Origin of the sequence: Kribbella ginsengisoli (assembly GCF_039537185.1) — a bacterium.
GTDB classification, from domain to species: Bacteria; Actinomycetota; Actinomycetes; order Propionibacteriales; family Kribbellaceae; genus Kribbella; species Kribbella koreensis.
This window is the reverse complement of the sequence record NZ_BAABAA010000026.1, coordinates 1-18,450: the sequence shown is the minus strand read 5'-3', so window position 1 is coordinate 18,450 and position 18,450 is coordinate 1. Positions and strand designations below refer to the sequence as shown.

General features: G+C 68.2%; 16 protein-coding genes and 1 tRNA gene. 8 read left to right on the top strand and 9 right to left on the bottom strand.

Annotated elements, in window-relative coordinates; all coding sequences use genetic code 11:
- Positions 1–138: 138 nt before the first annotated feature.
- The 3 genes from ABD768_RS42015 to ABD768_RS42005 form a co-directional block, all read right to left on the bottom strand.
- Positions 139–210 (bottom strand) — tRNA-Val (locus ABD768_RS42015).
- 34 nt (positions 211–244) lie between these two features.
- Positions 245–721, bottom strand: coding sequence for a peroxiredoxin (locus ABD768_RS42010; RefSeq protein WP_343981470.1), 477 nt, complete (start codon positions 719–721; stop codon positions 245–247).
- Positions 722–728: 7 nt separating this feature from the next.
- Positions 729–1,175: a DUF3052 domain-containing protein gene (locus tag ABD768_RS42005; protein WP_343981473.1), complete on the bottom strand. Its 447-nt coding sequence runs from the start codon at positions 1,173–1,175 to the stop codon at positions 729–731.
- Between the two features lie 322 nt (positions 1,176–1,497).
- Between ABD768_RS42005 and aceE the strand changes: the two genes are divergently transcribed.
- The 4 genes from aceE to ABD768_RS41985 all read left to right on the top strand — a co-directional run bounded on the left by aceE (position 1,498) and on the right by ABD768_RS41985 (position 7,450).
- Complete coding sequence (gene aceE, locus ABD768_RS42000) at positions 1,498–4,227, top strand: pyruvate dehydrogenase (acetyl-transferring), homodimeric type (protein ID WP_343981538.1); 2,730 nt, start codon at positions 1,498–1,500, stop codon at positions 4,225–4,227.
- 142 nt (positions 4,228–4,369) lie between these two features.
- Positions 4,370–4,681, top strand: a complete 312-nt coding sequence (locus tag ABD768_RS41995; protein WP_344850424.1) for a hypothetical protein — start codon at positions 4,370–4,372, stop codon at positions 4,679–4,681.
- Positions 4,678–5,781 carry a flavin-containing monooxygenase gene (locus tag ABD768_RS41990; RefSeq protein ID WP_344850422.1) on the top strand — a complete coding sequence of 368 codons (1,104 nt, stop codon included), beginning with the start codon at positions 4,678–4,680 and terminating at the stop codon, positions 5,779–5,781. The genes ABD768_RS41995 and ABD768_RS41990 overlap by 4 nt, the downstream gene beginning before the upstream one ends.
- A gap of 55 nt (positions 5,782–5,836) precedes the next feature.
- Entirely contained in the window at positions 5,837–7,450 is a 1,614-nt protein-coding gene (locus ABD768_RS41985; RefSeq protein ID WP_344850419.1) for a LuxR C-terminal-related transcriptional regulator, read from the top strand.
- Here ABD768_RS41985 and sfnG read toward each other — a convergent pair.
- Together sfnG and ABD768_RS41975 are read right to left on the bottom strand one after the other, a co-directional pair.
- A complete protein-coding gene (sfnG, locus tag ABD768_RS41980; protein ID WP_344850417.1) occupies positions 7,447–8,553 on the bottom strand; it encodes a dimethylsulfone monooxygenase SfnG in 1,107 nt (368 codons plus the stop codon). The genes ABD768_RS41985 and sfnG overlap by 4 nt on opposite strands.
- Positions 8,553–9,764 (bottom strand): acyl-CoA dehydrogenase family protein, encoded by a 1,212-nt coding sequence (locus tag ABD768_RS41975; RefSeq protein ID WP_343981488.1) that lies wholly within the window; start codon positions 9,762–9,764, stop codon positions 8,553–8,555. Before ABD768_RS41975 ends, sfnG begins: the two co-directional genes overlap by 1 nt.
- Positions 9,765–9,943: 179 nt before the next feature.
- Between ABD768_RS41975 and ABD768_RS41970 the strand changes: the two genes are divergently transcribed.
- Entirely contained in the window at positions 9,944–11,413 is a 1,470-nt protein-coding gene (locus ABD768_RS41970; RefSeq protein WP_343981491.1) for a peptide MFS transporter, read from the top strand.
- 74 nt (positions 11,414–11,487) lie between these two features.
- Positions 11,488–12,021 carry a hypothetical protein gene (locus ABD768_RS41965; RefSeq protein WP_343981494.1) on the top strand — a complete coding sequence of 178 codons (534 nt, stop codon included), beginning with the start codon at positions 11,488–11,490 and terminating at the stop codon, positions 12,019–12,021.
- On the opposite strand, the gene ABD768_RS41960 is transcribed toward ABD768_RS41965, so the two are convergent.
- Genes ABD768_RS41960 through ABD768_RS41950 form a run of 3 tightly spaced genes read right to left on the bottom strand, consistent with a single transcriptional unit; the run spans position 11,993 to position 14,761 of the window.
- Complete coding sequence (locus ABD768_RS41960; RefSeq protein WP_344850413.1) at positions 11,993–13,096, bottom strand: pirin family protein; 1,104 nt, start codon at positions 13,094–13,096, stop codon at positions 11,993–11,995. The genes ABD768_RS41965 and ABD768_RS41960 overlap by 29 nt on opposite strands.
- A 10-nt stretch (positions 13,097–13,106) precedes the next feature.
- Positions 13,107–14,156, bottom strand: coding sequence for a PHP domain-containing protein (locus ABD768_RS41955; RefSeq protein WP_344850411.1), 1,050 nt, complete (start codon positions 14,154–14,156; stop codon positions 13,107–13,109).
- Positions 14,157–14,191: 35 nt separating this feature from the next.
- Positions 14,192–14,761: a TetR/AcrR family transcriptional regulator gene (locus tag ABD768_RS41950; protein WP_344850409.1), complete on the bottom strand. Its 570-nt coding sequence runs from the start codon at positions 14,759–14,761 to the stop codon at positions 14,192–14,194.
- A gap of 47 nt (positions 14,762–14,808) precedes the next feature.
- Here ABD768_RS41950 and ABD768_RS41945 point away from each other — a divergent pair, with 47 nt between their 5' ends.
- Entirely contained in the window at positions 14,809–15,972 is a 1,164-nt protein-coding gene (locus tag ABD768_RS41945; protein WP_344850407.1) for an SGNH/GDSL hydrolase family protein, read from the top strand.
- 102 nt (positions 15,973–16,074) lie between these two features.
- Here ABD768_RS41945 and ABD768_RS41940 read toward each other — a convergent pair whose 3' ends face one another.
- Positions 16,075–17,289, bottom strand: a complete 1,215-nt coding sequence (locus tag ABD768_RS41940) for an MFS transporter (protein WP_344850405.1) — start codon at positions 17,287–17,289, stop codon at positions 16,075–16,077.
- A gap of 133 nt (positions 17,290–17,422) precedes the next feature.
- Between ABD768_RS41940 and ABD768_RS41935 the strand changes: the two genes are divergently transcribed.
- Positions 17,423–18,373, top strand: a complete 951-nt coding sequence (locus ABD768_RS41935; RefSeq protein ID WP_344850403.1) for a LysR family transcriptional regulator — start codon at positions 17,423–17,425, stop codon at positions 18,371–18,373.
- Positions 18,374–18,450: the final 77 nt, after the last annotated feature.

Sequence of the window (18,450 nt, the reverse complement as noted above, 5' to 3'; positions counted from 1 at the left end):
TCGCGCGAAAGAGGGTGACCGAGTGGTCCCGGTGCGTCATCGCGTGAGCCGACGAACGGGAACCTTACCAGCCGAAATGTGACCTGGCCGAAGCAGTTCCGGCAGCTGACTGTTAAGAAAGTCAGCAGGACTGAGAGGTGGGCGCTGAGGGGATCGAACCCCCGACATCTTCCTTGTAAGGGAAGCGCTCTACCGCTGAGCTAAGCGCCCTCGTCACCGCCTGTCAGAAGGCGGAGCGGAAAGTCTAACCGAGATCGGGGCGAAGACTTGCCAGGGCCTCCGCGTACTCATCCGGGTCCCGGGCCGCACCGATCTCGTTGACCACGGACCAGCGCACCAGGCCGGCCTGGTCGACCACGAAGGTCCCGCGCAGCGCGCAGCCCCGGTCGGCGTCGAACACCCCGTACTGCGAGGCGATCGCGCCGTGCGGCCAGAAGTCGCTGAGCAGCCCGAACTCCAGCCGTTCGGCCTCGGCGTACGCGCGCAGCGTGAACATCGGGTCGCACGAGATCCCCACGAACTCCGCGCCGGCCAGTAGTTCGGGCCGGTCGCGGAGCGCGCCGAGCTCGCTCGTGCACACCCTGCTGAAGGCATACGGATAGAACACCAGGACCACGTCGCGCCGGCCCCGGTACTCCGAGAGCCGGAACTGCTCGCCGTGCTGGTTCCGGGCGGTGAAGTCCGGTGCCTGGTCGCCGACCCTAGGGACGACGCCAGTCACCGTGCATTCACTTCCTGACCTTGGGCGACTTCGGCAGCACCAACTTCGTCGCCGACCAGTCCGGGGTCGCGCTCAGGCTGCTGGTCGTCTGCATCCCCGCCGTCGGCGCCGCCTCCGCGATGTCCGCCGCGTCGACGTAGCCCTCCCGGCCCACCTTGGGAGTCATCAGCCAGACGGCACCGCCGGCCTTCAGGTCGGTCAGCGTCTCGAACAGGGCGTCGACCAGATCCCCGTCTTCCTCGCGGAACCAGAGCAGGACGACATCGACCGCGTCGTCCGGTTCGTCCCCGGTGAACTCCTCACCGGTCAGTTCCACGATGGCGTCGCGGAAGGCGTCGTCACAGTCGTCGTCGTAGCCGAGCTCCAGCACGACCGTGCCGCTCTCGAAGCCGAGCCGGCTCGCCATGTTCGGCTCGCCGCTCTTGCCGTCCGCGTGGTCCGCGGTCGCGCTCACGTGTCCTCCTCCGTCGTCCCCGGTGCACGGGGGTAGGCGTCAGTAGCAGTAGTCCATCGTGGCCTACCGCGTCGCGCAAGTATGCACGAGGGTTCCGTGACGTGTCCGGTATCCGCATGTCGGACACGGTGCGTGTCCGGTGGGAACCTACCCTTCCAGGCGAGATATGCCGGGGTTGTGGATGCGAAGTAGAACGCATTCCGGTCAGGTGACAGGATTACCAGTGCTCCGATCACTCAGCACTGGAGTAGGACCGACTAGACAGACAGGCAGGACACCCGTGGCTTCCGGACACGAACCACCAGCCATCATCACCGAGGGGATGCCCACCCAGCTCCCCGACATCGACCCCGACGAGACCCGCGAGTGGGTCGAGTCGCTCGACGCCGTGCTGGACGAACGCGGCAAGGCGCGAGCGCGCTACCTGATGCTCAAGCTGATCGAGCGGGCGCGGGAGCGACAGGTGGGGGTGCCCGCGCTGCGGAGCACGGACTACATCAACTCGATCCCGCCCGAGCGCGAGCCGTGGTTCCCCGGCGACGAGCACATCGAGCGGCGGATCCGGGCCTTCATCCGGTGGAACGCCGCGGTGATGGTGAGCAAGGCCAACCGCAAGGGCCTGGAGGTCGGCGGCCACATCGCCACCTACCAGTCGGCGGCCAGCCTGTACGAGGTCGGCTTCAACCACTTCTTCCGGGGCAAGGACCACCCGGGCGGTGGCGACCAGATCTTCATCCAGGGTCACGCCTCCCCCGGTATGTACGCCCGGGCCTTCCTCGAGGGCCGGCTGACCGCCGACCAGCTGGACGGGTTCCGCCAAGAGGTCTCCCGTGGTCCGCACCAGGGCCTGTCGTCGTACCCGCACCCGCGGTTGATGCCCGACTTCTGGGAGTACCCGACGGTCTCGATGGGGCTGGCGGCGCTGGACTCGATCTACCAGGCGCGCTTCAACCGGTACCTGCACAACCGCGGCATCAAGGACACCAGCGACCAGCACGTCTGGACGTTCCTCGGTGACGGCGAGATGGGTGAGCCGGAGTCGCTCGGCGCGATCGGCCTGGCCGCCCGCGAGGAGCTCGACAACCTGACCTTCGTGGTCAACTGCAACCTGCAGCAGCTGGACGGCCCGGTCCGCGGCAACGGCAAGGTGATCCAGGAGCTCGAGGCGTACTTCCGCGGCGCCGGCTGGAACGTCATCAAGGTGGTCTGGGGCCGGGAGTGGGACGCGCTGCTCGCGCAGGACCACGACGGCGCCCTGGTCAACAAGATGAACACCACCCCGGACGGCCAGTTCCAGACCTACTCGGTCGAGTCCGGCGAGTACATCCGGAACAACTTCTTCGGCGGCGACCAGCGGCTGCAGGCGATGGTCCGCAACCTGTCCGACGAGGACCTGCGCAAGCTGCCCCGCGGCGGTCACGACTACCGCAAGGTCTACGCGGCCTTCAAGAGCGCCAAGGAGCACGTCGGCCAGCCGACCGTCATCCTGGCCCAGACCGTCAAGGGCTGGACGATCGAGGCGCTGGAGGGCCGCAACGCGACCCACCAGATGAAGAAGCTCACCTCCGACGACCTGAAGACCTTCCGCGACCGGCTCTACCTGCCGATCGAGGACAAGGACCTCGAGGACGCCTACAACCCGCCGTACTTCCACCCGGGCAAGGACTCCCCGGAGTACCAGTACATGATGGAGCGGCGGTCGCAGCTCGGTGGCTTCCTGCCCGAGCGCCGGGTCCGGCCGAAGACGCTGAAGCTGCCTGGTGACGACGTCTACAAGCCGCTGGCCAAGGGCAACGAGAAGACCCCGGTGGCGACCACGATGGCGCTCGTCCGGCTGTTCCGTGACCTGATGAAGGACCCGGAGATCGGCCACCGGATCGTCCCGATCGCCCCCGACGAGTACCGCACCTTCGGGATGGACTCGATGTTCCCGACGGCGAAGATCTACTCGCCGCACGGGCAGACGTACGAGGCCGTCGACCGCAATCTGCTCCTCGCCTACAAGGAGTCGGAGAAGGGTCAGCTGCTGCACGAGGGCATCAGCGAGGCCGGCGCGATGGGCTCGATGATCGCCGCAGGTACGGCGTACGCGACGCACGGCGAGCCGATGATCCCGTTCTACATCTTCTACTCGATGTTCGGGTTCCAGCGCACCGGCGACCAGCTCTGGGCGCTCGGCGACCAGCTCGGCCGCGGCTTCCTGATCGGCGCCACCGCGGGCCGGACGACGCTGACGGGTGAAGGTCTGCAGCACGCGGACGGCCACTCGCCGCTGCTTGCCTCGTCGAACCCGGCGGCCGTGCACTACGACCCCGCGTTCGCCTACGAGGTCGCGCACATCGTCAAGGACGGCCTGCGCCGGATGTACGGCTACGGGCTGGACAAGGACAAGCCGTACGGCGAGGACGTCTTCTACTACCTGACCGTCTACAACGAGCCGGTCGCGCAGCCGGCCGAGCCGAAGGATCTCGACGTCGCGGCCCTGCTCAAGGGCATGTACCGCTTCGAGGAGTACCAGACGGCCTCGGGCGACGACGTACCGCGCGTCCAGCTGCTCGGCTCGGGTGTCGCGCTGCCGTGGGTCCGCAAGGCCCAGCAGATCCTCGCCGAGGAGTACTCGGTGGCCGCCGACATCTGGTCGGTGACGTCGTGGAACGAGCTGCGCCGCGACGCGATCGCCGCGGAGCAGCACAACCTGCTGCACCCGGACGAGGACGAGCGGGTCCCGTTCATCACCCAGCAGCTGAAGGACACCAAGGGCCCGGTCGTCGCGGTCAGCGACTTCATGCGCGCGGTGCAGGACCAGATCTCCCGCTGGGTGCCGAACGACTACACCTCGCTGGGCACCGACGGCTGGGGCCTGGCCGACACCCGCGCGGCGGCTCGCCGGCACTTCCAGGTGGACGCCGAGTCGATCGTCGTCGCCGCCCTGGAGATCCTGGCCAAGCGCGGCGAGGTCAAGCGCGAGGTGGCCGCGGAGGCAGCCCGCAAGTACCGCATCGACGACCCGACCGCGGTAGCCGGAGTCAAGCAAGAGGGCGCCGGCGCCTGACGAAATAGCTCACGCCAAGGGCCGTCCACCGATCCGGTGGGCGGCCCTTCGCCGTCTACGAGAAAGTACGTAGTACAGGCTGCAAACAGTTGGGTATTGCGACCGACGCGGCCACTGCCGCCCCGCTCATACCGTCGGTGACATGACTGGCGCAGGCATCGCTCTACTCGCGGGGACGGTATCGACCCTCCTGTTCGCGTCGAGCACCCTGCCGATGGTGGTGAAGGCGGCCCGGACGAGGGACCTCTCGTCGTACAGCCTGGCGAATCTCGTCCTCGCCAACATCGGCAACGCCATCCACTGCATCTACGTGGTGCACCTGCCGGTAGGGCCGATCTGGGCCTTGCACGGCTTCTACGTCGTGACGACCGGGCTGATGCTGCTGTGGTGCTTGCGCTACCGGCCGGCCCGCCGATCGCCCGGCACGCAACGCACTGAGCGGAGACACGCATGATCACCGAAAGCATCGAGACCGTCATCATCGGAGCCGGCCAGGCCGGACTGTCGACCGGGTATCACCTGCGGAAGCGGGGACGGCGGTTCGTCATCCTCGACGGGAACGCGCGGGTGGGTGACAACTGGCGGGCACAGTGGGACTCGCTGCGGCTCTTCACGCCGAAGAAGTACGACGGGCTGCCGGGCATGCCCTTCCCGGGCAGCAAGTGGTCCTACCCGACCAAGGACGAGGTCGCCGACTACCTGGAGTCGTACGCCGCCCACTTCGAGCTGCCGGTCCGCACCAGGACGACGGTGGACCAGCTCGAGCCGCTGGACGACGGCGGCTACGCCTTGACCACCGGCGACCGGCGGATCCTGGCCACCAACGTGGTCGTTGCCACCGGCACCTTCGGCCGTACGCCGTACCTGCCCGACTTCGCCGTCGACCTCGACCCGGCGATCCGGCAACTCCACTCCAGCGAGTACCGTCGTCCGGCGCAGCTCAAGGACGGGCCGGTCCTGGTCGTCGGCGGCTCGCACTCGGGTACCGACATCGCGTACGAGGTCGTCACGACCCATCCCACCGTGCTGGCCGGCCGCGACCCCGGTCAGATCCCGGTCCGGCTGGAGAAGAAGGGCGCCCGGATCTTCTTCCCGGTCTTCCTCTTCCTCGGCAAGCACCTGATCACCCGCCGGACGCCGATGGGCCGCAAGGAACTCCACGAGATCCGGTACCACGGAGGACCGATGCTCAGGGTCAAGCGGGAGGACCTGCTCGAGCGCGGCGTCGAGCGGGTGCACAACCGGGTCACCGGCGTACGGGACGGACGGCCGGTAATGGACGACGGCCGCGTGATGGACGTGGCGAACGTCGTCTGGTGCACCGGGTTCCGCCAGGTGTTCGACTGGATCAAGGCGCCGGTCATCGGTGCGGACGGCTGGCCCGAGGAGATGCGTGGCGTCGCCGACAGCGCGCCCGGCCTGTTCTTCTGCGGCCTGTGCTTCCAGTACGCCTTCACCTCGATGACCCTGCCCGGCGTCGGCCGGGACGCGGAGTACGTTGCCAAGCGCATCGTCGCCCGTTCCACGGCCGCCAGAACCGTCACCGCCGCCTGAGGTGCTCGGCGCGTATCCTCAGCTGAAAGGGGACTCTCCGCGGAGGAGATGGGCGATGGGCATCGTCGACGACCTCGAGCAGGCACGCCGGGCCTTCGAGCGGCGGGACTGGGCGGCTGCCTACGACCGCCTGTCGCTGGTCGCCGACCTCGGCCCTGACGACCTGCTGAAGCTCGCCACCGCCGCGTTTCTGGCGGGCGACGACGACGCCTGCATCCGGGCCCTTCAGCGGGGCTATCAGGCCCACGTCGACAGCGGCCACACCCTGGGCGCGGTCCGCTTCGCCTTCTGGCTCGGGCTGGTGCTCAGCACTCGTGGCGAGGCGGCGGTCGCGGCCGGCTGGGTCGCCCGGGCCCAGCGGCTGCTGGCCGATCAGCCGGACGACGTGGTGGAGCGGGGCTACCTCCTGATCCACGACTTCTTCCGGTACCTGGACCAGCAGGACTTCGCGAACGCGTTGCGGATCGGCAGCGCGATCGCCGACCTCGGCCGCCGGTTCGGCGAACCCGATCTGGTGGCGCAGGGCCTGGTCTGCCAGGGCCGCCTGCTGATGTACTCCGGACAGGTACCGGAAGGCCTCGCGCTGCTGGACGAGGCGATGGTCGCGGTCGCAGCCGGCGAGCTGTCGCCGATCTTCGCGGGCAATGTCTATTGCGCGATGATCGAGGCCTGCCAGGAGGTGGCTGACTTCGGCCGGGCCTCCGCGTGGACGAGCGCGCTGACCCGCTGGTGCGACACACAGCCCGACCTGGTGCCGTTCACCGGCCAGTGCGCTGTCCATCGCGGACAGATCCTGCGGCTGCGCGGGGCCTTCAGCGAGGCGCTGGAGGAATTCGAGCTCGCCCGCCGGCGCTATGCGGCCACGAACTCGCAGGGAGCGGCCGGACTGGCATTGAGTGAGTGCGGAGACGTACTGCGGATCCGTGGCGAGTTCGCGGCCGCCGAGTCCTGCTATGAGCAGGCCTCAGGATTCGGGTACGAGCCTCAGCCCGGTATGGCCCTGCTGTGGCTCGCTCGTGGGCGTACGCCGGCCGCACTCGCCGCCATTCGCCGGCTGCTCGCCGAAACGCCTGACCCCGTGCACCGGTCCCGCCTGCTGCCCGCGGCGACGGAGATTTTCGTCGCCGGTGACTGCGGCGACGAAGCCGAAGCCGCGGCGGGCGAGCTGACGAAGATCGCTGAGGCCTTCGGCTGTACCGGGCTGAGGGCAACGGCGGCGTACTGCGCCGGGCTCGTCGCGCTGGCCTCCGATGACGCCGGCCGTGCTCTCCCCTGCGCCCGGCTCGCCACGCAGCTCTGGACCGGGCTGCAAGCGCCGTACGAGATCGCCCGCGCCAGGGTGCTGGTCGGACGCGCCTTCCGGATCCTCGGCGACGAGGACTCGGCAACGTCCGAGCTGACTGCCGCCGGGCAGGCGTTCGCCGAACTGGGTGCGGTGACCGAGAGCATCGACCGACTGCTGCTCCGGAAGGCGGCCGGCGGCCTCACGGCCCGCGAGCTCGAGGTACTGCGCCTGGTTGCTGCCGGCAACAGCAACACAGAGATCGCGCAGCACCTCGTGCTCAGCGACAAGACGGTCGCCCGGCACCTGTCCAACATCTTCACCAAACTCGACGTGCCGTCCCGCACCGCCGCGGTTGCCTACGCCCACGCCCACGACCTGCTCTAGACAGCTACCTCGAGCTCTACCTCGGCCGTGGCCGCCTCGAGTTCCCTGACCAGCGGGAGCACCTTCGCGCCGAAGTACTCGACTTCTTCCTGGAAGTGGAGAAAGCCGGCCAGGATGAGATCGACGCCGCGGCGGCGGTAGCTGACGATGCGTTCGGCGATCTGTTCGGGGGTGCCGATCAGTTGAGTGCGGAAGCCGTCGTTGTACTGGACCAGGTCCTCGAAGGACGAATCCGCCCACATGCCCTTGCTGTCCGAAGCCGATGCGCCGGCCTGGGTGACGGCGGCTCTGAACCCTTTCACCGCGGGCTTGTTGGCCTTGGCGACGATTTCGCGGAGGACCTCGCGGGCCTCCTTCTCGGTGTCGCGGGCGATGACGAAACCGTTCAGCCCGAACTTCACCTCACGGCCGGCCGCGCGGGCGGTACGCCGGACGTCGAGCAGCTGCTCGGTGACCCCGTCGAAGTCCTTGCCGTTGGAGAAGTACCAGTCGGAGTATCTACCCGCGTTGTCGCGCGCCGCCGTCGAGTTGCCACCCTGGAACAGCTCGGGGACGACTCTTGGTTTGGGCTTCAAGGTGAAGTCGCGGATCCGGTAGAAGTCGCCGGCGAACTCCACCTCGTCCTCGCTCCAGAGCTTCCGCAGTACCTGCAAGAACTCCGCCGACCGCCGGTACCGCTCGTCGTGCTCCAGCCACGGCTCCCCCAGCGCGGTGAACTCGCCCTTGAACCACCCGCTGACCACATTCACCGCGAACCGGCCGTTGGACAGATGATCCGCCGTCGCCCCGAGCTTCGCCAGTACGCCGGGTTGCCACAACCCCGGATGCACCGCCGCGATCACCTTGAGCCGTTCCGTTGCCAACAGCAACGCCAGACTGAAGCTGGTCGACTCGTGCTGGAATTCGGCGCCGTAGCTGGCCGTGTAGCGGACCTGGCTCAGCGCGTACTCGAACCCCACCCGTTCGGCAGTCTGCGCCAGCTTCTTGTTGTACTCGTAGTCCCAGCCGGTCCGTTGCTCGATGTCGCTGGTGACCAGGCCGCCACTGACGTTGGGGACCCAGTAGGCGAACTTGGTCTGGTCCGACACCCGCTCCGTCGTCATCAGGAGTACCAGGTCGGCTCGGGCAGCTCGCCGGTCAGCAGGTGCCGGCCGACCTCGCGCCGTTTGTAGGCGACCGGATCGTGCAGCGTATGCGTCCGCACATTGCGCCAGAACCGGTCGAGCCCCTCACGCGAGGCAGTCGAGCGAGCACCGGTGACCTCGAAGATCCGGTTGGTCACCTCCAGCGCGACATCGGTCGCACGAGCCTTCACCGCGGCCACCCGGACCTCGTGCTCGCCGCGTTGCTCTGCGGTCACTTCCCAGGCATTCTCGTGGATCCGCTGCCCCTCGAGTGCGACGGCATCGGCGAGCGCCTCCACGGCCCAGAGTTTCGCCTGCAGATCGCCGTACAAGTCAATGACATAAGGCTCTTCGGCCGCCGTCGAGTAACCGCCGTGCAGCCAGGAGCGGCTCTTCTCCTGGGTGTAGGTGAGCGCCGTCTCCAACGCCCCGCGAGCGATTCCCAGATAGAAGTTGACGAAGACGAGCTGGATGGTCGGGACGTTCAGCGTGTTGTAGACGCGAGGCTGGAAGGTCTTGCCGACGAACCCGGCCGCCTGTTCCCACGGGACCCGCACGTGGTTGAGGCTGACGCTGCCGCTCTCGGTCAGCCGCTGGCCGAGGTTGTCCCAGTCGTCGTGGAAGGTCAGCCCTTCGATGTCCGACGGCACGATCGCGAAGACGTGCGTCCCGCTGTCGAGCAGGGTGCCTTCGAGCACGGTGACGTCGGAGACCTTGCTGCCGGTCGAGAAGCTCTTGCGGCCGTTGAACACGATCGTGCTGCCCTCGTCGGCGACCACGACATCGGAGTCGCGCGGATTGACCGCGCCGCCGAAGAACCACTTGTTCTTGGTGGCTTCCGCCTCGACGTGCGCGATCTGTTCCTTCGTACCGACCAGCCGCGCGGCCCAGAACCAGAGCAGGTGATAGCCGAGTAGTTGCCCGATCGACCCATCGGCGGTGGCGACCGTGCGGATCACCTGGTACGCCGTCGGCCAGGTCTGACCACCACCGCCGTGCTCGGTCGGGCCGAGCAGGGTGACGAGGCCGGACTCCTTGAGCAACCGCACTTCGTCGTACGGCGTGGCGCCGGCCCGGTCGCGGTCGACCGCGTCGACGGCCAGGATCGCGGCCACCTCGGCGGCTCGCTGGATCCATTGCTCGGGCGTTCTCGGGGTGACGGTGGACAACGCGTGCGTCTCGGTGCTCATGGGGGTCCTCTTTCCGGCTGTCGGGGGTTGCTACTTTTACCTCAATGTCTATGAAGTTACTGGACTATCACGCTCCGTCGGCGACGTCTCAGCCGGTGGACACTCCCCGATTGGTCGTTGGGGTTCGCAACCGACTACGGTCAAGGGGGATGTTTTCCAACCACAAGGAGTAGTCGAGCGTGTCGGGAACGCAACAGGTAGAGACCGAGGAGAAGCAGTTCTTCGGGCATCCGCGTGGGTTGATGACGCTGTTCACCACCGAGTTGTGGGAGCGGTTCAGCTACTACGGGATGCGCGCGATCCTGTTGCTCTACCTGACCGACAAGGCGCACGGGCTCGGCCTGGGTGAGTCGCTCGGGCAGGCGGTCGTCTCGATCTACGGCGCGTCGGTCTACCTGTTGTCGGTGCTCGGCGGCTGGTTCGCGGACCGGGTGTTCGGGGCGCGCCGGACGGTGCTGTACGGCGGTACCGTGATCGTCACCGGCCACCTCTGCCTGGCGATCCCGGTCGAGGGGCTCGCGTACGTCGGTATCGCGCTGGTTGCCCTCGGCACCGGACTGCTGAAGCCGAACGTGTCGACGATGGTCGGCAACCTGTACGCCAAGGACGACACCCGGCGCGACTCGGCGTTCTCGATCTTCTACATGGGGATCAACATCGGCTCGTTCAGCGCGCCGTTCGTGGTCGGCTTCCTGCGCCGCAACCTCGGCTTCCACGCCGCCTTCGCCGCTGCCGCGGTCGGTATGACGCTGGCGCTGGTCGCGTACGTGCTCGGCCGGCGGACGCTGCACGGTCGCGGCGACACCCCGCCGAACCCGCTGACCGCCGAGGACCGGCCGACGATGGTCAAGATCACCGTGGCCGTGCTCGCCGTGCTCGGGATCGTTTTCGCCTTGTCCGCCTGGAGCTCCGGCGGGGTCGGCCCGAAGCCGGTGGTCGACGCGATCTCGTACCTGTGTTTCCTGGCGCCGATCGCGTACTTCACCATGCTGCTGCGCAGCCCGCTGGTCGAGCCCGACGAGCGGCGCCGGGTCCGGGCGTACATCCCGCTGTTCATCGCGGCGATGCTGTTCTTCATGGTCTTCGAGCAGGCCGCGACGACGCTGACCACGTTCGCGGCCGACCGGACCAGGCTGTCGGTGCTCGGGATCTCGATCACGCCGGAGTTCTTCCAGTCGGTGAACCCGTTCAGCATCATCGTGCTCGCGCCGGTCTTCGCGCTGATCTGGATCAGGCTCGGCGATCGTGGGCCGAGCATCGGGCAGAAGTTCGCCACCGGTCTGCTGTTCGCCGGCATCTCCTTCGCCGTGATGTCGCTGGCCTCATCGGTCGCCGGAGAGTCTTTGGCCTCGCCGCTGTGGCTGGTCGTCGTGTACGTGATCCAGACCCTCGGCGAACTCTTCCTCTCCCCCGTCGGCCTGGCCGCCACGACATTGCTGGCGCCCAAGGCCTTCACCAGCCAGATGATGGCCCTCTGGTTCCTGGCTCCCGCTGCCGGACAAGCCATCACCGCCCAGTTGGTCCAAGCCACCGAAGGCGCCTCGGACACCGCGTACTTCGGCGGCCTGGCGATCGTCACCATCGCCTTCGCCCTGGTGCTCTACTTCCTGGCCCCCTGGATCCGCCGCCACGCGGACGCCCGCAGCTGAGCCCCTCTGCGGAGGGAGCCGGATCCCTTTGCGGAGTGAGGACCTGAGCCGCGCTGCCCGGGATGCTCGGTGTCATGACCGAGCATCCTGTACCGCGCTGGGCCTACCGCCTGGCACACGTGATCCCGTTGCTGACGCTGCCGTCGGGGCTGTGGCGGCTGGGGTTGGTGGCCGGGTCGTCGATGGGGATGCTCGACGACTACGGACGGCCGGCTCGGGTGGAGGGGGTTTGGCAGGGGGTCTACATCGTCTGCCTGAGCTTGTTCTCGGAGGCGGTTGCGTTGACGGCCTTCGGGATGGTCAAGCCGTGGGGTGAGGTGGTGCCACGGTGGATCCCGTGGCTGGGTGGGCGGCGGGTGGCGCCGTACGCGGCGATCATTCCGGCGACGTTGGGTGCGTTGTCGCTGATCGCGATCTGGACCTATGGGTTCCGGGATGTCTTCAGCGGGGACTTCCTGCCGTTCTCGAGTGACGCGGCGGCGGCGCTGATGATCAGTTGCTACGCGCCGTTGCAGCTCTGGGGGCCGGCACTACTGGTACTGACCTGGGCCTATTGGCGACGGCGGCGAGGCAGCACGGTCATCGTCGGGAACGTGGGCGGGGTTTGAGGCGGGTGGCTGGGAGGCGTGGGGCGGGGAGGGCGTCGCCGTCGTAGCCGGGGACTGTTGGGAAGCGGTCGGTGCCTTGGGCCTCGATCGACGCCATCCAGTCGTTGCGGGCGGCAACGATCTCCTCGTGGGAGCGGCCGATGAAGTTCCACCACATGACGAGCTGTTCCTCGAAGGGCTCGCCGCCGAGCAGCAGGAAGCGGGCGTCGCCGGTCAGCTCGATGTCGTCACGGCCGGCTCCCAGATAGACCATCTCGCCGAAGCCGGCAGTCAGGCCCGCAGTTGTCCGGTCGCCGACGGTCGGGTCACTGGCGGTCAGGTCAGCGGCGGTCAGGTCAGCGGCAGTCGGGTCGGCGGGGGGCGGGTCGGCGGGGGTCGGGTCGCTGACGGTCAGGGAGCCGGCGACTACCAGGACGGCGTACTCGAAGGCTGGAGTGAGCGGGAGGGTGGTGGCGCCTTCGAGTTGGAGGTCGGCGCCGACGAGCGGGGTGTACGCGGGGGCGGGTGACGTGATGCCGGCGACCGTACCGATCATCACGGTGCCGTGTGCACCATCAAGGGTCAGCTCGGGCAGGTCGGCGTACGCGTTGAAGTGCGGTGGGACCGTGGTCCGCTGGGAGTCGGGCAGGGCGACCCAGAGTTGGGCGCCGTGCAGCGTCGGTGGGCCGTCCGGCAGCGAGACCTCGGAGTGGGCGATGCCGTTGCCGGCGGTCATGATGTTGAGTTCGCCCGGCCGGACCATCGCGTGCGAACCGACGCTGTCGCGGTGCTCGATCTCGCCCTCGAACAACCAACTGACCGTCTGCAGGCTGGTGTGCGGATGTGGGGGCACGAGCATGCCGCGCTCGCCCGGTACGTCGTACGAATCGACGCGAGCCGTCAGGTCATCCGGCCCGTAGTGGTCGACGAAGCACCAGGCCCCGACCATCCGGCGATCCTTGTTCGGCAACAGCCGCCGCACCTTCGTCGTCCGCCCGAGCACCACCTCGCGCGCCTCGAGCAGCTCGACCACCGGCCCCTCGGCGCCCTCGCCACCACAGACACCTTCAGCGGGATGCTCGTCCAGGTTGCTCATGCTCCGAGTATCACCCCGCGGCCCACTCCAGCAGGGCCGGGGCATCCCAGGTGTTGATGACGCGGTCGGTCGGTACTTCGCACTCCTCGGCCCGCTCGCAGCCGTAGATCTGCCAGTCGAGCTGGCCGGGCGCGTGGGCGTCGGTGTCGATGGAGAAGACGCAACCGGTCTCGACTGCCATGGACAGGAGCCTGCGCGGCGGGTCGAGGCGTTCGGGGCGGGAGTTGATCTCGACGGCGGTACCGAACTGCTTGCAGGCCTCGAACACCACCTCGGCGTCGAACTGCGATTCCGGCCGGGTGCCGCGCTCGCCGGTGATCAGCCGGCCGGTGCAGTGGCCCAGTACGTCGACGTGCGGGTTGGCGATCGCGCGGACCATCCGCTCGGTCATCGCCTCCGAGTCCATCCGGAGCTTGGAGTGCACGCTCGCGACGACGAGGTCGAGCCGCGCGAGGATCTCGCTGTCGCAGTCGAGCGAGCCGTCGTCGAGGATGTCGACCTCGATCCCGTTGAGGATCGTGAACCCGTCCAGCTCGTCGGCCAGCTTCTTGTTCAGCTCGGCGACGACGTCCAGCTGCTGCAACCGCCGCTCGCGGGACAGTCCGTTGGCGACGGTCAGCCGGGGCGAGTGATCGGTGAGCGCCATGTACTTGTGCCCGAGCGCGGCCGCAGTACGGGCCATCTCCTCGATCGGGCTGCCGCCGTCGGACCAGTCGGAATGCAGATGCAGGTCGGCCTTCAGTTCGGCGCGCAACGTAGTACCGGCGCCGGCCGAGGTCAGCTCCCCTGCCGCCTTCTCCAGCTTCACCAGGTACGTCGGTGTCTCGCCGTCCATCGCCTCGACGATCACGGCCTCCGTCTTCGGCCCGATCCCCGGCAGCTCGGTCAACGTCCCGGCGCGCCGCCGAGCCCGCACCTCAGCCGCCGGCAACCCCTCGATCGTGTCCGCCGCCCGCCGATAAGCCTTCACCCGATGCGTAGGCTGCCGCTCCCGCTCCAGAAAGTACCCAATCTTCCGCAGCGCCCCCACCGCAGCCTCAACACCCGCCCGATCACTCATCCCCCCATCATGCCGCCTCCCAGGGACAAGAACCGCTAATCCTCCGGCCAGTTGGTGAGGAGGGTGTGGAGGGCTGTTAGGGCTACTTGCCAGGAGGACTGGGAGGGGCGGGGGGTGTGGCGGTAGGAGCCTTGTAGTTCGAGGGTTATGTAGCCGTGGAGGGTGGCGCCGAGGAGGCGGATGGCGTCGATCTGGGCCTCGGGGGTGAGGTTGTACGCGTGGAGGATGGAGCGGGTCAGGTCAGCGTGGCGGCGGGCGGGGGCTGCTGCTGGGCCGTCGGCGTCCAGGTCTTGTTGCATGGCGGCGTAGCGGCCGGGGTGTTGGGTGGCGTAGTCGCGGTAGGAGTTGGCGAAGGCGGCTAGGGCGTCTTCGCCGGAGCGGCCGGCCATGTTGGCTGCGACCTGGTCGGCCAGTTCGGTGAGGGCCAGGGCGGCTACTCGGGCGCGGAGGTCCTTCGCGTTCTTGATGTGGGAGTAGAGGCTGGCGTCTTTCACGCCGAAGTGGCGGGCCAGGGCGGAGACGGTGACGTTGGCGAAGCCGAACTCGTCGGCCAGTTCGGCCGCGGCCTGGGTCAGGCGGTCGGCGGTCATTCCCACGCGCGGCATGTGGCTCCTCGGATATCGGTTTGCCTAGAGGGTCTAGGATACTACCTATGAGCACTTGGATCACCACACCGATCGACAGCCGGCTCGTCCGTGGCGCGGTCGAGCTGGAGAACACCCGGTACGGCGTACTGCCGCATCGTCTCCCGGCGTGGGCCCGCGCCCAGTCGACGGACGGGCAGCTCGCGATGGCCGAGGCGCAGCCTTCCGGCGTACGGCTCGTCTTCCGGACCGCCGCCACCGAGATCGAACTGGACGTACTGCCGACCAAGGTCCTGTACACCGGTGCGCCCACCGCCCCGGCCGGCGTCTACGACCTGCTCGTGGACGGCCGGCTCACGGCCCAGGCGCACGCGACGGGCGGGAACGTCCTCACCATCGACATGGCCGCCGGGACGACCGAGTTCACCCCTGGGTCGCCGACGACCGTCGCCTTCGCAACGCTTCCATCGGGCGAGAAGGAGGTCGAGATCTGGCTCCCCCACCGCGAGCGGACCGAGTTGGTTGCCCTGCGCACCGATACGCCGATCGAACAGCCGGTGGGGAACGACAAGCCGGTCTGGTTGCACCACGGCAGCTCGATCAGCCACGGCTCGAACGCGGACAGCCCGACGCAGCTCTGGCCGGCGCTCGCGGCCCGGCAGGGTGGCGTCGACCTGGTCAACCTCGGCTTCGGCGGCAGCGCGCTGCTCGATCCGTTCACCGCCCGGACGATGCGCGATCTCGAAGCCGACCTGATCAGCGTGAAGCTCGGCATCAACCTCGTCAACGCCGACCTGATGCGGCAACGCGCGTTCGGTCCGGCGGTACACGGGTTCCTCGACACCATCCGCGAGGGGCATCCGACCACACCGCTGCTGGTGATCTCGTCCATCTACTGCCCGATCCATGAAGACACCCCCGGACCGTGCGCCCCGGAGTTCGTCGACGGCAAGGTCCAGTTCAAAGCCACCGGCGACCCGACCGAACCCGGCAAACTAACCCTCAACTGGATCCGCAACGAACTGGCCGACCTCACGGCCTCCCGGGCGAAGGACGACCCCAACCTGTACTACCTCGACGGCCGCGAACTGTACGGCGAGGCTGAGTTCGCCCTCCGCCCACTGCCGGACCAGCTACACCCCAACAACGCAACTCACCACGAGATGGCCGCGCGCTTCGCCGACCTAGCCTTCGGCGCGTTCGGCGCGTTCGGCGCGTTCGGAGGCAGGTGAGCCCGGCTCGGCGAGAGCACACAGCGGCCAGCTGGACGCGCCGTGCCCAGCGGCCCGCGGGCAGGCGAGGCGGCAGAGTCCGGCGGGCTGCAGGGTGCTTGTTCAGCGGTCGACGGTGATCTGCGTGCGGCGAGGGAGCAGCAGTGGGGTTGCGAGGATGAGGGTTCCGGCGGCTGCTACCGCGATGCGGGGCGTGGTGGCGGCCGCCAGCACGCCCCACAGGGCGGTCATCAGGGCGATGACCGCCTTGCTGGAGATCGACCAGGCGGAGAGGGTGCGGGCTACTCGGTCGTCTGGGGTTTCGGTTAGGCGGTAGGCGGCGAAGAGGGGCATGAAGATGCCCATGCAGGTGATCAGTCCGAGCTCCACCAGGATCACCGTCAGCAGGCCCACCACCCCGGGCTGCACGAAGGCCAACCCCAGAAGCCAGAAGGCTCGCAGCCAGCCTGTCACCATCAACACCCGGTGCGAACCGAAGCGCGCAGCCAACGGCGCCGACAGCCTCGACCCGATCAGGCCGCCTATGCAGGGTAGGCCGAAGGCCAGGGCGTACTGCCAAGGGGCGAAGCCGAGTTCCCCCAGCATCAGCACAGCCAACAGCGGCGCCGTCGCCATGATCAAACCGCTGGTCAGTACGCCGTTGAAGAACAGCAACCGCAGCGACGGATGCTCGAGGATGTAGCGCCAGCCGTCGAGCAGGTCGGCCGGCCGCAGGCGCTCGGTACGACGTACAGGCGGGCTCTCCCGCAGGCGGATCGCACGGACGCTCAGCGCCGAGAGCAAGTAGCTGACCGCATCGACCACGACCGTGACGACAGGGCCGAAGAGGCCGATCGACGCGCCACCGAGCGGCGGGCCGATCATGGTGGCCGTCCACGTGGTCGACTCGAAGCGGCCGGTCGCGACGACCAGGCGCGAGCGCGGTACGACGGCCTTCATCACCGCGCCCGTCGCCGCGGTGAACGCGTTGTCGGCGGCGCCGACCACGACCGAGACGACCACCAGCTGGAGGAAGCTGAGCCGGCCCAGCCAGTACGCGAGAGGGATGGTCGCCAGCGCGACGAAGCGGACCAGGTCCATCCCGATCATCACCGGTATCTTGCGGCGGAACTCCACCCACGGGCCGAGCGGTACCGCGACCACGGCCCCGACAGCCAACCCGATGGCCGCCAGCAGCGATACCTGACCGGGCCCGGAGTGCAGGACCAGGATCGCGATCAGCGGGAACGCGTCGAAGGCGAACCAGGTGCCGACCGTGCTCACGGCGTACGAGGTCCACAACCAGCCGAACTGCCGCCCCAAACCGCGCTCACTCACCGCAGGATCAAACCGCGCCGCGAGGCCTCGGCTCAAACAACCGCCACCCCGGCGAGCCACAACCGGCGGTTGTCGAGCACCTCTCAGGTGGCAGAACAAAGTCGCGCACCTCGGACGCTGTAGAACAGACGGCGTGGATCTCGACGCCGTGCGCACGTTCGTCGCGGCAGCCGCCGCGGGCAAGTTCCAGGACGCGGCCGATGACCTCGGGATCACCCAGCAGGCCGTCTCCAAACGCGTCGCCGCCCTTGAGAAGCAGCTAGGCATCAAGCTCTTCACCCGTACTGCGCGTGGCGCCCAACTCACCCTCGACGGCCAGACGTTCCTCCCCCACGCCCACGCGCTCCTCGCCGCCGAGCAGCAGGCCCTCGCCTCGGTGAAACCCGGCAACCGCCCCCTCCGCGTCGACGTGATCGGCGGCTTCCTCGCCCCCGCCGTCCTGGTCCGCGACTTCCATCGCGCCCACCCCACCGTCGCCCTGGACATCGTCAACCTCCCCAACGGCACCACAGCCGTAGAAGCAGTCCGCGAAGGCACCATCGACGCCACCTTCCGCGCCCTCCACAATCCAGTCGGTGATGAGCTGAGCAGCACCCGGGTCTTCGACGAGCCTCTGCAACTCCTCACCGGACCGGCCCACCCCCAAGCCGATGCCAAGTCGCTCAGTCCAGCAGATCTCAAAGACCAAACCATCTGGATGCCTGGCAACATCGCCGGCAGTGAGTGGGCCGCGTACTACGACGAGCTCGCCACCGCCTTCGGCTTCACGATCGACACATCCGGACCCAACTTCGGTCTCGACTCCCTGCTCGACGCGCTGGCCGAAGCACCCACCCGAGCCACCTTCGTCGGCCAGCTGACCCGCTTCCGCTGGCCAGCCGCTTACGACCTCCGCCGCATCGACCTCCACAACCCAACCCCCGTCTACCCGCACTCCCTCATCTGGCGCACCACCAACCCCCACCCCGCCCTGACCACCCTCCACACCCACCTCCTCCGCCACCCCCATCCCCGAACCCCCACCCCGATCGCCTCCGGACCTACCCAACCCACCCCGACCTGGCCGCCCCGCCGCCCCATCTGAGGGGTTAACCCCTCAGATGGTGGGTTGCCACTTCAGATTCTGGGGTGGCAACCCACCATCTGAGGGGTTAACCCCTC